General features: G+C 69.8%; 9 protein-coding genes. 2 read left to right on the top strand and 7 right to left on the bottom strand.

All coding sequences use genetic code 11. The features are described from left to right. Window positions 1-3: 3 nt before the first annotated feature. From AQJ27_RS18415 to AQJ27_RS18450, 7 genes are all read right to left on the bottom strand, one after another. The gene (locus tag AQJ27_RS18415) at window positions 4-939 is read right to left on the bottom strand and encodes an oxidoreductase (protein WP_067369746.1); all 936 of its coding nucleotides are present in this window, start codon (window positions 937-939) and stop codon (window positions 4-6) included. A 42-nt stretch (window positions 940-981) separates the two neighbouring features. Beyond that, complete coding sequence (locus AQJ27_RS18420; RefSeq protein ID WP_341866084.1) at window positions 982-2922, bottom strand: FtsX-like permease family protein; 1941 nt, start codon at window positions 2920-2922, stop codon at window positions 982-984. A 338-nt stretch (window positions 2923-3260) separates the two neighbouring features. Continuing rightward, window positions 3261-3983 carry an ABC transporter ATP-binding protein gene (locus tag AQJ27_RS18425; protein ID WP_268814575.1) on the bottom strand — a complete coding sequence of 241 codons (723 nt, stop codon included), beginning with the start codon at window positions 3981-3983 and terminating at the stop codon, window positions 3261-3263. 27 nt (window positions 3984-4010) lie between these two features. Further along, window positions 4011-4424, bottom strand: coding sequence for a hypothetical protein (locus AQJ27_RS18430; RefSeq protein ID WP_067369752.1), 414 nt, complete (start codon window positions 4422-4424; stop codon window positions 4011-4013). 480 nt (window positions 4425-4904) lie between these two features. Further along, window positions 4905-5513, bottom strand: a complete 609-nt coding sequence (locus AQJ27_RS18435) for a CAP domain-containing protein (protein WP_235613467.1) — start codon at window positions 5511-5513, stop codon at window positions 4905-4907. Window positions 5514-5993: 480 nt separating this feature from the next. Next, window positions 5994-8744, bottom strand: a complete 2751-nt coding sequence (gene ppdK / locus AQJ27_RS18445) for a pyruvate, phosphate dikinase (protein ID WP_067369760.1) — start codon at window positions 8742-8744, stop codon at window positions 5994-5996. A gap of 453 nt (window positions 8745-9197) precedes the next feature. Next, window positions 9198-10490: an ROK family transcriptional regulator gene (locus AQJ27_RS18450; RefSeq protein WP_235613489.1), complete on the bottom strand. Its 1293-nt coding sequence runs from the start codon at window positions 10488-10490 to the stop codon at window positions 9198-9200. Window positions 10491-10618: 128 nt separating this feature from the next. Here AQJ27_RS18450 and AQJ27_RS58685 point away from each other — a divergent pair, with 128 nt between their 5' ends. Both AQJ27_RS58685 and AQJ27_RS18460 read left to right on the top strand, forming a co-directional pair. Further along, on the top strand, window positions 10619-12448 hold the full coding sequence (locus tag AQJ27_RS58685; protein ID WP_079065069.1) for an MGH1-like glycoside hydrolase domain-containing protein: 1830 nt from the start codon (window positions 10619-10621) through the stop codon (window positions 12446-12448). Then, a complete protein-coding gene (locus AQJ27_RS18460; protein WP_067369766.1) occupies window positions 12445-14382 on the top strand; it encodes an amylo-alpha-1,6-glucosidase in 1938 nt (645 codons plus the stop codon). Before AQJ27_RS58685 ends, AQJ27_RS18460 begins: the two co-directional genes overlap by 4 nt. The last annotated feature ends 7 nt before the right edge of the window (window positions 14383-14389 follow it).

Below are 14389 nucleotides of genomic sequence, written 5' to 3' on the forward strand. Positions count from 1 at the left end.
AGGTCACTTCAGAGCGTCGTAGGTCACGCCGGTGAGCTGCTCGGAGGCGCTCCAGAGGCGCTCGCCGACGGCGTCGTTGCGCGTCCACCCGGCCCGCCAGGAGCTCGCGGGCGCGCCGCGCCACATCGCGAACGAGGGTCCGGTGAACGAGTCGGGCCGCACACCGGGCGCGGTGGCGGCGTACAGCGTGGGCAGCGCCCCGGCGTCCGGGCTCTGCGCGAGGAGCCGGTTCCCGATCTCCATGACCCGCTCGGCGCCCTTGCGCCCCGCGAGCTTCGGTCCGGCGGTCTGGAGGTTCGTGGAGGCGTACCCGGGGTGAGCGGCGGCAGCGACGACATCGGACCCGACACCGGCCAGCCGCCGCGCCAGCTCGTGGGTGAACAGAAGATTGGCGCTCTTGGACCGCCCGTAGGCGACCCAGCGCCGATACCCGCCGCGCTCGCTGTCGAGGTCGCGGATGTCGATGTTGGCGAGCACGTGGAACATGCTCGACACGGTCACGACGCGGGCGCCCGGGGTGGCGAGCAGCGCGGGAAGCAGCAGCCCGGTGAGCGCGAAGTGCCCCAGGTGATTGACCCCGAACTGAGTCTCGAACCCATCAGAGGTACGTGCGAACGGCAGGGCCATGACCCCGGCGTTGTTGACCAGCACGTCGAGCCGCTCGCCGTACACAAGGTCGAACATCGCCGCGAACTCCGCCACGGAGTCGAGATCGCCGAGGTCCAGCCGTACGAACTCCACGTCCGCGCCGGGTACTTCGGAGGTGATCCGGTCCCCCGCCTCACTCCCCCGCGCCTCGCTCCGACAGGCGAGCACGACCCGCGCCCCGCGCCGTGCCAGCTCACGTGCCGTGACGAACCCGATCCCGCTGTTGGCCCCGGTGACGACGGCCGTACGGCCACGCTGATCAGGGATGTCACTCACAGTCCACCCGGCCATGCCCAGACCCCTCTCCACCACTGCTCGTCACTCACCGTACGCTCAGTCTCGCCGGATCAACTCGGGATCAATCCTCCGCCCCACAAGCGGCAACGCGCCCACGGCGGCGACGACCAGCACCCCGAGTGCACACGCGAGCAGCAGCGGAACCCCGCCTCCGTCCCAGAAGACGGCCCCACCCCCGGTGACCAGATAGCTCGACTCGGCCATCTTCCCCACCACCACGGCCAACACCAACCCCACAGCCAATGGCAACACCACCTGCACCACCTGCACAGCCCGCAACGTCCGCGCCCGCGCCCCCAACAAGGCCAACGCAGTAACCTGCGGCCGCCGCTCGACGGCCCGATCGGTGGCAGCGACGAGGTAGGCGGCTACGCCGATGATCAGGCCGAGGATCATGCCTACGGCCAGGAGGGTCCTGACGATGGTGACCCGTTGGAAGGAGTCGACGATCAGTCCCGGAGTGGTGACACCCGCCATGGGGGCGATGCCGCCAATGCCGTCGAGGACGGTGCGGACGGTCTTCTCGGACGGACCGCTGACGAGTGTGAGGGTGGCGCTCTCCAGGCGTGCGTTCGGCGGCAGTGCGGCTGGGGGAACCAGGATCGCTCCGCTCGGCAGGACGTGGATGCCCTCATGGTCGCTGTACCGGATGGTCTGCTGCGGCACAGTGAGCTTCAGGTCACGAGAATGCTGTCCCACCTTCAGCCTGAAGACGGCACTGCCGCCCGCCTCGGCATTCTCCTCAGGTTGCGTGGCATCCCACAGCCTCATGGGCCGCCCGTCCACGCACCCCTTGACCCACGGCACCGCCTTGCGCAGTTGACCGCACGTCGCCACCACGGCCTCAGGGCTGGGAGCCGCTCCCCCGTCGGCGGAGTCCGACCTCAGGGTGACGACATGTGCGCGGAGCCCCGGCACCGCCTCGACGGCCCGTCGCTGGGACCCACTGAGCTCTCCGTACGAGATCTCGTACGTCTGTACGGCCAAGACGCTCTTGGCGACCCCGTTCAGTTCAATGACGACCCCCTGTGCGAGGGAAGCCGCGAAGACCAGCAGTACAAGCCCGGTGGCCACCCGGATCGCACCGCCCGGCTCGGCCTCGTTGCGCCGCATCGCGAGCCCGAGGGAGAGTGACCGGGTGGAGCGCGCCATCCGTTGCGCGAGGAATCGGGACAGCGACGGAAGCGAGAGCGCGAGCCCGACACCGGCCAGGATGATGGCCAGCGGCATGAGCAACGAGGACACGGTGGTGCTTGTGGGGGCATGGCCGGTCGCGCCCGCGACGCAGTAGCCCGTGATGACTCCCAGACCTGCGATCAACGGCAGGAAGACCCATTTCGAGGGCGGCTTCTCCACCGCGCCGCGCCGGACGGCCAGGGGATTGGCAGCGGCCTTCCCCGCACTGGCGCGACCCACGTACCAGGCGAGTGTCGGGCATCCGACGAGACACACCACGAGGGTCTGGAAGGTCAGCGCGCCATCGGCCGGGTACCACGTGAACCCCGGCAGACCGACTCGTGAGGCGAGTTGGTTCACGGCCCAGTACTCGCCGAGTCCGAGGATCGCGCCCAGCCCGGCGGCGGCGACGGTCTCGGCGGCGTTCACCCGCTGAGTCCCCTTCTTGCTCAACCCCAGCAGGCGTAGCGCGGCCAGCCTGCGTGCCCGGTCGGCCGCGGAGAGGCGTGCGCAGACCGAGAGGAAGACGGCGAGCGGGAGCAGCACGACCGCCGACAGTGCGAACCGCAGGATGCCGAGGGTCGTCGGATCCAACGTAGGGGGTGGCCCGTAGCGCTCGCCGAACCGCTCCACAGGGCTGCCGCCGGAGAGTTCTGCACGGCTCATGCCTACGTACGCGACGAGTTCATCGGGGCGGGCCAGTCCCTCGGCACCGATCAACCCGACTTCCTCACCAGGGACCAGCTGGGCCAACGCCGGGTTGTGCTGGCGCAGTTCGTGCAGCTGCGGCGAGACGAACACTTCACCGACCCTGGGGAACGAGGGGAGTCCCGGGGGCGGCTCGACAGACCTGGTACCACGCGCTGTGAAGACGCGGGTGAGGGGTGTTGAGCCGTAGGGATCTGTGCGGTCGAGGGTCAGGGGGTAGCCGTCGGCGATGACGCCGTTGGATTGAACAGTGGGACTGACTGACTGTCTGCCGACAATGCGCCCATCCTGCGCGGCGAGGATCCCTGGAATCGCCATCACGATGGCCAGACAGCACACGCCCAGTGAGCCGCCGACCGTCATAAGGACGAAGCGCACACGATTGCCGCGTCCGCTGCCGAGCAGCAGTCTCAACCCCAAGAGGAGTTCCTTCACAACTCCCCCTGTACTTGCGGGGTGAGCTCACCATCAAGCATCGAGAAGCGCTTGTCCGCCTGTGCAGCGACCTTCGCGTCGTGCGTGACGAGCACGACTGCCGTGCCCCGCGAACGGGCCAGCGCGAGAAACTCCTTGAGCACTGTGGCCGCATTGGCGCTGTCCAGCGACCCTGTTGGCTCATCGGCAAAGACCACTGCGGGTCTGTGCACGAGAGCGCGAGCGACGGCAACGCGCTGGTTCTGTCCACCGGACACTTGCGAAGGACGTCGTTCCTTCAGATCCGCGAGGCCCAAACGCCCCAGTACCTCCCCGGCAGCAGCAAGCGCCGGAGCCTTGCGCTGCCCTGCCAGCCGTAGCGGCAGAGCTGTGTTCTCCTCCACGGTCAGCTCGGGCAGGAGCTCTCCGTACTGGAAAACAAACCCGAAGCGATCTCGGCGCAAGGCGCTGAGTTCCTCATCGTCGAGTGCGGCCAACGGGCGGCCCTCGAAGTGGACTTCACCGCTTGCGACGGGCAGAACGCCTGCAAGGGCATACAGCAGAGAGGACTTACCTGAACCACTCTGGCCCATAATCGCCACTACCTCGCCCCGATGGAGCGCAATGGATGCGCCCTTAACAGCGTGCGCCGGGCCGTAGTAGAGGTCGATCCCCTTGGCGGTGAGGACTTCTGACGTGTTGATCTGTACTCCCGAAGGGAAGCGGACCCGGGCCTGCACCCGAGTCCTGGTCACCGGTGGAACCGCTCAGCCCTTGCGGAAGTGCACCTCGGCGGAACAGGCGTCCAGCAAAACAGCTCCGCGATCAACACAGGCCCGGACATAGGCATCGTCCGTGTAGCGCTGGGATGCCTCCCAGTTGGACTTGTGCAGGAACACCGACTGCCCCTGCTTTCCGTGGTACTCGACCCCATCGCGGCCTTCAACCCGGACCCGCACGTAGATGTTGTGGCCGTCGCGGGGCGAGCCATCCTTGAGGTATCCCGACCACTCGAAGGAACCATGGTTCTGCCCTGGCGGGTTGAACCGATAGTGGCCCTGGTGGAAAACGACTCCCGGCGCCTGAAGATCGGGCATGTAGTGCCACGATTCCGCGATCGCCGCCCCTGCCCCCGCGAGGAAGACTCCCGCCGCCACCACGCCAACCATCGCCGTCTTCATCCGTCACTCCTCTGTCTCCCGAAGACCCCACCGGCCCCCAGGAGTTACAGAAGGTAATGGATCAGTAACGCGCTGAAACCTTCTGCCTACGAATCGCCATCCCATCAGGTGATCCGGAAGCACGAGAGGCGCGAACCGGCGCCGATCAGGACGGGACAGCGCACGCAGGCTTCGCTGAACTACCGCGCTCGGCCGTCGGTGCTTCTTCCACGCCGAGGATGCGGCGGGTCAGCGCCGGCGCCTGTCCTGCGCCTCGGTTGGATCAGGCCCGCACCTACGGCCTCGAACCCGTCGCCACCATCACGGCCGCGGTGAACAGGGACTCCGCCGAGGCGATGACGGTGAAGGTGCGTCGTGGACGAGGGCCCCGGCCTGAGTGAAGACGGGGCGGCACCTCCGTGGCGAATGCCGCCCCGGTTGTCGCGACTGCCCCCGTCAACTGGCGCGGTCCTGCACACGCGAGAGACCTCGATGGGGGATTCACCGCTGGCAGCGTCCGAACGTCACGACGTAGGTGCCGGCGCCGGGCGACGAGGCCCCGGCCCGGTCCGCCGAGCCGGGCTGGGCCCACGGGCCTATCTCGCGCAGCGACGGCTTGAGGATGATGGCGCGGTGGGCGGGGCTGTTCATCCACCAGTTGACGGCGGCCTGCGGAGTTCCCGATCCGCCCCACCCGGTGTACGTGATCTCGTTGAACTCCCACGAGCGGGGGTTGGGACAGTATCCGGCCGCCTGGATGCGGCTCTGCGGTGTCGAGCCGGTTTGGGGGTTGCGGTGCGGGTCCTTGCCCGGTCCCCACCACTTCAGCTGGACGGCCGCGACGGCATGCTGCTGGGCCGCGTTCGTCAGGGCCTGGCTAATGGTGAGGGAAGGCAGCCCGCGCTGTGTGCGCTGCGCGTTGATCAGGCACATCACGGCAGCCCTCGCCTGGGTGATCGTCCCGGCAGTCGGGGCCCGGTTGGCGGCGGCCTGGTCGCAGGTCACGGCCGCCGCGGGCGGGGCCGCCACGACAGGGAAGAGCGTGGCCGACAGGGCGGCGGCCGCGGCGGTGCTCAGCAGTTTTCCGGTGCGCGACATGTGGCTTTGCACGGATACTCCACCTCCTGCGAACACGAACGGTGTTGCCATCCAGGCTGCCATCGGCCCTGACCCGTCGCCATCCGGGGCCGCAGGTCAGGCATGCCGCTCGCGGATGCGCTTGTCCTTCTCCCCGGCCTCGGCCCGCAGCCGCTCCAGCTCAGCGCGCTCGCTCTCCCGCAAACAACCGCCGGGCGAGGGCTCCGCCACCGGCCGGTCCGCCCGTGACGGAACCCAACCCCACCCGGAGGGCACAACGAGGGCGCAACAGCTTCGCGCGGGTTCAACGGCAGCCAACGCCGGCAAACGCCAACTCGCCTGGTCAGCGGCGTAGCTTGACGGTCTCCGCAGTAGCTTGACGGTCTCCGCAGATGATGCACGACGGGGCGGCACCTCCGCACAAGGTGCCGCCCCGTTTCTTTCGTACGCCGGAGCCGTCGGCCGTCGGTGAGGGTCAGGGTTGACCGTCGGCGGCTCCGGAGTTCCGGCAGGCTAGCGGTGGTCGCTGCCCTTCGCCGTCGACGCCGCGCGGCCCGCCTCCAGGCGTGCCACCGGGATCCGGAAGGGGGAGCAGGACACGTAGTCCAGTCCCACCTCGTGGAAGAAGTGGACGGACTCGGGGTCGCCGCCGTGTTCGCCGCAGACACCGAGCTTGAGGTCGGGGCGGGTGGCGCGGCCGGCCTCCACGGCCGACTTCACCAGGGAACCCACACCGTCCTTGTCGATGGTCTCGAAGGGGGAGACGCCGAAGATCCCCTTCTCCAGGTACGCGGTGAAGAAGCTCGCCTCCACGTCGTCCCGGGAGAAGCCCCAGACGGTCTGCGTGAGGTCGTTCGTACCGAAGGAGAAGAACTCGGCGGCCTCGGCGATCTGACCGGCGGTCAGGGCGGCCCGCGGGAGTTCGATCATCGTGCCGATGGCGAGCCTGAGGTTCGTGCCGGCGGCCGCCTGCACCTCCGCGATGACCTGGTCTGCCTCCTCACGGACGATCTCCAGCTCCTGGACCGTACCGACGAGGGGGATCATGATCTCGGCCCGCGGGTCGCCCTTGGCGTTCTTGCGCTCGGCCGCCGCCTCCGCGATCGCCCGTACCTGCATGGTGAACAGGCCGGGGATGACCAGGCCGAGACGTACGCCGCGCAGACCCAGCATCGGGTTCTGCTCGTGCAGGCGGTGCACGGCCTGGAGCAGGCGCAGGTCGTTCTCGTTGGCGTCGCCGCGCGACTCGGCCAGTGCCACCCGTACGGACAGTTCGGTCACGTCCGGCAGGAACTCGTGCAGCGGCGGGTCCAGGAGACGGATCGTCACCGGGAGGCCGTCCATCGCCTCGAAGAGTTCGACGAAGTCCCGCTTCTGGAGGGGCAGGAGCTCCTTGAGGGAGTCCTCGCGCTCCGCCTCCGTGTCGGCCAGGATCAGACGCTCGACCAGTTCGCGCCGGTCGCCGAGGAACATGTGCTCGGTGCGGCACAGGCCGATGCCCTGCGCGCCGAAGCGGCGGGCGCGGAGGGCGTCCTCCGCGTTGTCCGCGTTGGCGCGCACGCGCAGGCGGCGGACCCGGTCCGCGTACGCCATGATCCGGTGGACGGCCGCGACCAGCTCGTCCGCGTCGTCGGCGCCCGCGTGCATCCGGCCCTCGAAGTACTCGACGACCGGGGAGGGCACGACCGGGACCTCTCCCAGGTAGACCTTGCCCGTCGAGCCGTCGATCGAGACGACGTCACCCTCCTCGATGACCACTCCGCCCGGGGCCGTCATCCGGCGCCGCTTGGTGTCGACCTCGAGCTCCTCCGCGCCGCACACGCACGTCTTGCCCATGCCGCGCGCCACGACGGCGGCGTGCGAGGTCTTGCCGCCGCGCGAGGTCAGGATGCCCTCGGCCGCGATCATGCCGTCCAGGTCGTCGGGGTTGGTCTCACGGCGGATCAGGATGACCTTCTCGCCCGAACGCGACCACTTGATCGCGGTGTACGAGTCGAAGACCGCCTTGCCGACCGCCGCGCCCGGCGAGGCCGCGATGCCCCGGCCGATCTGGTCGACCTTCGCCTGGTCGTCGAAGCGCGGGAACATCAGCTGCGCGAGCTGGGCGCCCGTCACCCGCTGGAGGGCCTCCGCCTCGTCGATCAGGCCCTGGTCCACCAGCTGCGTGGCGATACGGAAGGCCGCACCTGCCGTGCGCTTGCCGACGCGGGTCTGGAGCATCCACAGCTGGCCGCGCTCGATGGTGAACTCGATGTCGCAGAGATCCTTGTAGTGGTTCTCCAGGGTCTCCATGATCTGCATCAGCTGGTCGTACGACTTCTTGTCGATCGTCTCCAGCTCGGCGAGCGGGACCGTGTTGCGGATGCCCGCGACCACGTCCTCGCCCTGGGCGTTCTGGAGGTAGTCGCCGTACACGCCCTGGTGGCCGGATGCGGGGTCGCGCGTGAACGCCACACCCGTGCCCGAGTCGGGGCCGAGGTTGCCGAAGACCATCGAACAGACGTTGACCGCGGTGCCGAGGTCGTGCGGGATGCGCTCCTGGCGGCGGTAGAGCTTGGCGCGGTCGGTGTTCCAGGAGTCGAAGACCGCGTGGATCGCGAGGTCCATCTGCTCGCGCGGGTCCTGCGGGAAGTCCCGGCCGGCCTCGGTCTTGACGATCCTCTTGAACTTGGTGACCAGCTTCTTGAGGTCCGCGGCCTCCAGTTCCGTGTCGACCGTGACCTTCTTGGCCGTCTTCGCCGCGTCCAGGGCGTCCTCGAAGAGCTCGCCGTCGACACCGAGGACCGTCTTGCCGAACATCTGGATGAGGCGGCGGTACGAGTCCCACGCGAAGCGGTCGTCGCCGGCCTGCTTGGCGAGGCCCTGGACCGACTTGTCGGAGAGGCCGATGTTCAGCACGGTGTCCATCATGCCCGGCATGGAGAACTTCGCCCCGGAACGGACGGATACGAGGAGAGGGTCGTCGGCCTGGCCGAGCTTCTTGCCCATCGCCGCTTCGAGGGCCTCGAGGTGCGCGCTCACCTCGTCACGCAGTGCCGCCGGCTCCTCGCCGCTGCCGAGGTAGGTCTTGCACGCCTCGGTGGTGATGGTGAAGCCCGGAGGGACGGGAAGGCCCAGGTTGGTCATCTCGGCGAGGTTCGCACCCTTGCCACCGAGGAGGTCCTTGAGGTCCCTGTTGCCTTCGGTGAAGTCGTAAACGAACTTCGTTCCCTCAACGCCGTTGTCGCCGCTCTCGGCTACATGGGGATCTTTGTTTTCCGACACGAGTCTCGACTCCTCGACGTCGCGGTGGCTGCCCTGACGGCGAGGAACATACCCAGATCGAAGGCGTCTGGGTACGTCTACTTGCACGTCATGAGCCTGTAACCACCCGTCCGCCACTCGATTGAAAGTCAAGCCTTGGCAAGCGGTCACGGGGCGATGTTTTCACTTCTTGAACGAATAGATGCCCTCAGAGAGAAGTATACGCTCAGATGAGCGGTCGGTGACACGTCTGAGTTTAATCGATGAACGATCAAGGGGTGGCACTGAGTGCCACCCCTTAGGGAAGTGCAGTCGCTCAAGATCCGCTCATCTGAGCGCCACCCCTATCAAGGGTGGCGAGAATCACGCAGCGAAGACGGCCCGAATTTCATCATGCGGACCACGATGTGGACGCGACGCGAACGCGACACACGGATGTCACACGCCCCGCCACCCATACGCGTCACCCAGGCGTCACACACCCAGCGCCGCCAGCCGTTCCTCCACCCGCTCCGGCGCGTACAGGTACTCCACAACCAGCGCACCGGCCCCCACCAGCCCCGCCCGCTCCCCGAGCCGCGAGGTCACCACGTCCAGATGAGCGGTCGAACGCGGCAGCGCCCGCTGGTACAGCAGCTCGCGCACACCCGTGAGGAACGGGGTTCCGGCCAGATCCCCGGCGATCATCAGCACACCCGGATTCAGCAGGGTCACCACGGTCGCGAGTACGTCCCCGACCTGGCGCCCCGCCTCCCGCGCGAGCGCCATCGCCTCCGGGTGCCCGGCCGTCAGCAGATCGCGCACATCCGATCCGGAGGTGGCCGGGACACCGGACTCGGCGAGTCTGCGCGCCACCGCGCCACCGCTCGCGACGGCGGCCAGACAGCCGTACGAACCACACCGGCACAGCGCGTCCGCGCCCACCCGGATGTGCCCGATGTCCCCGGCACCCCCGTCGACGCCCCGGTAGATGGAGCCGCCGACGACCATGCCCGCACCGATACCGGTGGAGACCTTGACCAGGGCGAACGCCGAACAGTCCGGATAGCCGGTGCGCTGTTCCCCGTACGCCATCAGGTTGGCGTCGTTGTCGACGAGTACGGGGATCCGGGCGCCGCTCCTCATGCCCCCGGCGCCCGTGGCGCCACCCGCGCCACCCTCACCACCAGCGCTGTTGATGCCGGCGTGCTCGGCGAAGGCACGTCCCAGACGCCCGCGTATGTCGTAGCCGTCCCAGCCGGGCATGATCGGCGGCTGCACCACCTTGCCGGTGTCGGTGTCGACCGGGCCCGGCACCGCGATCCCGATCCCGCACACCGCGTCCGCGCGCTGCCCGGCCTTCTCCAGCAGTTCGGCGAACCAGCGGCCGAGTTCGCCCAGCACGGCGTCCGGGCCGTCCTCGATGCGCAGGCTTCCGTGGTGCTCGGCCTGGATCTCGCCGCTCAGCGAGACGACGGCGGCCCGGCCGTGCCGGGTGTCGAGGTCGGCGGCCAGGACTACGGCGTGTTCGTCGTCGAACTCGAGGGTGATCGAGGGTCGGCCGCCCTGGGGGGAGTCCACCGGGCCGCCCGCGCCCTCGCGCAGCCAGCCCGCGCGGAAGAGCCGGTCGAGGCGCTGGCCGACGGTGGCCCGCGACAGACCGGTGGCCTGCTGCAGCGCGCCGCGCGTCGTGGCACGCCCGCTGCGCACCAGTTCGAGCAGTTCCCCGGCGCTTGCCTGATGCCCGGCCCTCATGGCCTTCGCCGCCCTTCCTGCCATCCCCGCCATGCCTGTCATGCCCAACCCCTTGCGTTCACCAACTCTGCATTACATATTGAGTTTTGCGTGTTAAATAGACGTAACCCTACGGTAGCTAGTGCCGAACCGATCGGCCGGACGTCTTCGGGGAGACCTGAGTGGACAGCACAACCCAACTCACCATCCGCCGCACGGGGACCACCGTCCCCGCGCGCACCTCGGGTTCCCCCGCTCCGCCCGGTTCGCACGAGATCACCCACTCCGGTGCGCACGTATACGATCCCGACCGGCCCGCCGGGTCGCTGCACCTCAGGGCCGCCCGGGTACTCGAAGGCAACTGGACGGGAACGTCCACGGTTCCCTCGCACGGCCTGTATCCGCACCAGTGGTCCTGGGACTCCGCCTTCATCGCGATCGGCCTGCGCCACCTGTCCCCCTTGAGGGCACAGACGGAACTGGAGACGCTGCTCGGCGCCCAATGGGGTGACGGCCGTATTCCGCACATCGTGTTCAACCCCTCCGTCCCGCTCGACGCCTACTTCCCGAGCCCCGACTTCTGGCGCTCCTCGACCGCGGGGCGCGCTGCGGGCGCCCCGCGCACCGTACAGACGTCGGGCGTCGTGCAGCCACCGGTGCACGCGCTCGCCGCCTGGCTGGTGCACCAGGCCGACCCGGGTCTGTCCCGGTCGCGTTCCTTCCTCTCCCGGATGTATCCCCGGCTGGCCGCCTGGCACCGCTATCTGCTGCACCGGCGGGACCTGGGCGGCGGCGGGCTCGCCTCCGTGGTCCACCCGTGGGAGCAGGGCATGGACAACAGCCCGTGCTGGGACGCCCCGCTCAGCCGCGTCACCCCGGCCGCGCCGCGCTCCTTCCGCCGCGCCGACCTCGACCACGGGTCCGCGGAGGACCGGCCGACGGACCTCGACTACGGCCGGTACGTGCGACTCGCGACGGACTACCGGGACGGCGGGTACGCCGACGGCGCCGGCGAGTTCGCCGTCGAGGACCCGGCGTTCAACGCGCTGCTGATCGCCTCCGAGCACGCGCTCGCCGCGATCGCGCAGGAACTGGGCGCGGCGGGGACGGCGCGGCACGCCCGCGCGGAACGGTTGACGGCGGCGCTGGTGGAGCGCCTGTGGGACCCGGCGGAGGGGATGTTCTTCTGCCGGGATGTGTATGGCGGGGATGGGGGCGACGGGGGCGTGAGCAGCGCTCTCAGTTCGGAGCGGCGCTCTCCTGAGAGCGGTGCTCACGCCTCGGAGCGGCGCTCTTCCGAGAGCGGTGCTCACGGGTCGGAGCGGGGCTCTCGGAGCGGTGCTCTCGCACCGGAGCAGTGTTCTGCCGAGAGCAGTGCTCTCGCTTCGGAGCGGCGCTCCCGCCAGAGCGGTGCTCACGCTTCGGAGCAGCGCTCTCGCGACGGTGCGCTCATCCCCGAGCGCAGCGTGGCCGGACTGCTCCCGCTCATCCTCCCCGCGCTCCCCCGCGACATCGCCGCCACCCTGGTCCGCACGGCGGGCGGCCCGCACTTCGGGCTCGGCGGGCTCGCCCGCCTGGCGCCGAGTTACGACCTGACCGGGCACGCCTTCGACCCGCACCGCTACTGGCGCGGCCCGGCGTGGTTCAACACGAACTGGCTGCTGGAGCGCGGGCTGCGGCTGCACGGGGAGCACGGGCGCGCGGAGGAGTTGCGGGCGGCGCTGCTGGAGACGGCCGACTCGTCCGGGTTCGCGGAGTACGTGGATCCGTACACCGGCGAGGCCTGCGGCGCGCTCGGCTTCAGCTGGACGGCCGCGCTGACGCTGGACCTCCTGCACGAGCCCGCGCGAGCCGACCAGGCAGATCGGTCGACGCAAGTCGTGTCCCATCCGGGGCACCGCGCGTTCGACAAGGCACAGGGCACGCCGCCACACACATCGCACGCATCACACACGCCACACACGCCACACAGTTCTTTCGAGACGGGCGCCAAGGGAGGGGACCGGGGATGACGGACCGGCATCATCTGCTCGTGCACGGTGGGACGTTCGCCGCCGTGGGCGACGGCGGGGACATCAGCGGGGTGCGCAGCGGCAGCTCCCCGGACGGGTTATTCGTACGGGACGCCCGGCACCTCAGCCGCTGGCAGCTGACCGTCGACGGCGCGGTGCCCGAGGCGCTGACGCCGGTCGCGGACGGCGACACGGCGCGCTGTGTACTCGTCCCGCGCGGCGGGCGCAACGAACCGCCCGCGTACACGCTCTTCCGTGAACAGGCCGTCACCGACGGCGCGTTCGTGGAGGCGCTGCGCGTCACCAGCAACCGCCCGTCGCCCACGACGGTGCGCATCGCGCTCACCGTGGACGCCGACTTCACCGACCAGTTCGAGCTGCGCTCCGACCACCGTACGTACGCCAAGATCGGCGCCGTACGAGGGCGTCAGGTCCTCGATGACGGGGTGGAGTTCAGCTACCAGCGCGGGGAGTGGCGGTCCTGTACGACGGTCACCTCCGAGCCGCCGCCGGACGGGGTCGAGGAGACCGGCACCGGCGCCCGTCGCCTCGTATGGACCCTGGACCTCGAACCGCACGCCTCGGCGGAGCTGGCGCTGCGCGTGGCGGCCCGCCCGCACGGGGCGCTGAAGGACCCGGAGGTGCCCGCCTCACCCTCCGCGGCGAATGAACGAATCCTCGCGCTGGAAGGCGAGTTCGCGGACGGCGTGCCCTTCCCGACCGGCTGGCCGGAGCTGGCCGCGGCCTGTGCGCGCGGGCTGTCCGATCTCGCGGTGCTCCAGGTCCCGGCGACGGGCCCGGACGGCGAGGAGCTGCGGGTGCCGGCGGCCGGAGTGCCGTGGTTCCTCACGCTCCTGGGCCGCGACGCCCTGCTGACCTCCCTGTTCGCGCTCCCCTACCGCCCCGAGCTCGCCGCCGCCACCCTGCCCGCGCTCGCCGCGACGCAGGCGGTCGAGGTGGGGGCGGGTGCGGTGGCCCAGCCCGGCAAGATCGTGCACGAGGTGCGGCACGGTGAGCTGGCGCACTTCGGGCAGGTGCCGTACGGGCGGTACTACGGATCGGTGGACGCGACGCCGCTGTTCCTGGTGCTGCTCGGCGCGTACACCGAGCAGACGGGTGACCCGGCCCTGGCCCGGCGGCTGGAGGCGAACGCCCGGGCGGCGATCGGCTGGATGCTGGACCACGGCGGTCTGACCTCCGTCGGCTATCTCGTCTACCGCGCGGACGGCGGCGGCCTCGCCAACCAGAACTGGAAGGACTCCCCCGGCGCGATCTGCTCCGCCGACGGGAGCCGCCCCAGTGGGCCGGTGATGGCCGCGGGCGCGCAGGGATACGCGTACGACGCGCTGCGCCGCACCGCCCACCTGGCCCGTACGGTCTGGGGCGACGAGGTCTACGCCGCTCTGCTCGAACAGGCGGCGGGCGACCTCCGTGACCGTTTCCAGCGGGACTTCTGGATGAGTGAACACGCCTTCCCCGCGCTGGCGTTGGACGGTGACGGGCGTCAGGTCGACGCCCTCGCCTCGGACGCCGGGCACCTGCTGTGGTCGGGGCTGCTCGACAAGGAGTACGGCGAACTGGTCGGCCGCCGCCTGCTGGAGCCGGACTTCTTCTCCGGCTGGGGTGTGCGCACCCTGGCGGCCGGCCAGCCGGCGTACCACCCGTTGTCGTACCACCGCGGTTCGGTCTGGCCGCACGACAACGCGCTGATCACGCTGGGGCTGGCCCGCTACGGCCTGCACGACGAGGCCCGGACGGTCGCCCACGCGCTCGTCGACGCCGCCACGGTCGCCGGCCACCGTCTGCCGGAGGTCCTCGCGGGGTACGGCCGCGAGACTCACGGGGAGCCGGTGCCTTATCCGCATGCGTGCGTACGGGAGTCCCGTTCGGCGGCGGCACCGCTCGCGCTGCTCACGGCGGTCGGGGGCGCTTGAGGCCGGA

It is taken from the genome of Streptomyces olivochromogenes (assembly GCF_001514115.1).
GTDB lineage: Bacteria > Actinomycetota > Actinomycetes > Streptomycetales > Streptomycetaceae > Streptomyces > Streptomyces olivochromogenes.

Excerpts from the sequence above, each read along its gene's own strand:
- AQJ27_RS18430 (WP_067369752.1), bottom strand. The coding sequence starts at position 4,424 with ATGAAGACGGCGATGGTTGGCGTGGTGGCGGCGGGAGTCTTCCTCGCG.
- AQJ27_RS18450 (WP_235613489.1), bottom strand. The coding sequence starts at position 10,490 with ATGGCGGGGATGGCAGGAAGGGCGGCGAAGGCCATGAGGGCCGGGCAT.
- AQJ27_RS18460 (WP_067369766.1), top strand. The coding sequence starts at position 12,445 with ATGACGGACCGGCATCATCTGCTCGTGCACGGTGGGACGTTCGCCGCC.
- AQJ27_RS18415 (WP_067369746.1), bottom strand. The coding sequence starts at position 939 with ATGGCCGGGTGGACTGTGAGTGACATCCCTGATCAGCGTGGCCGTACG.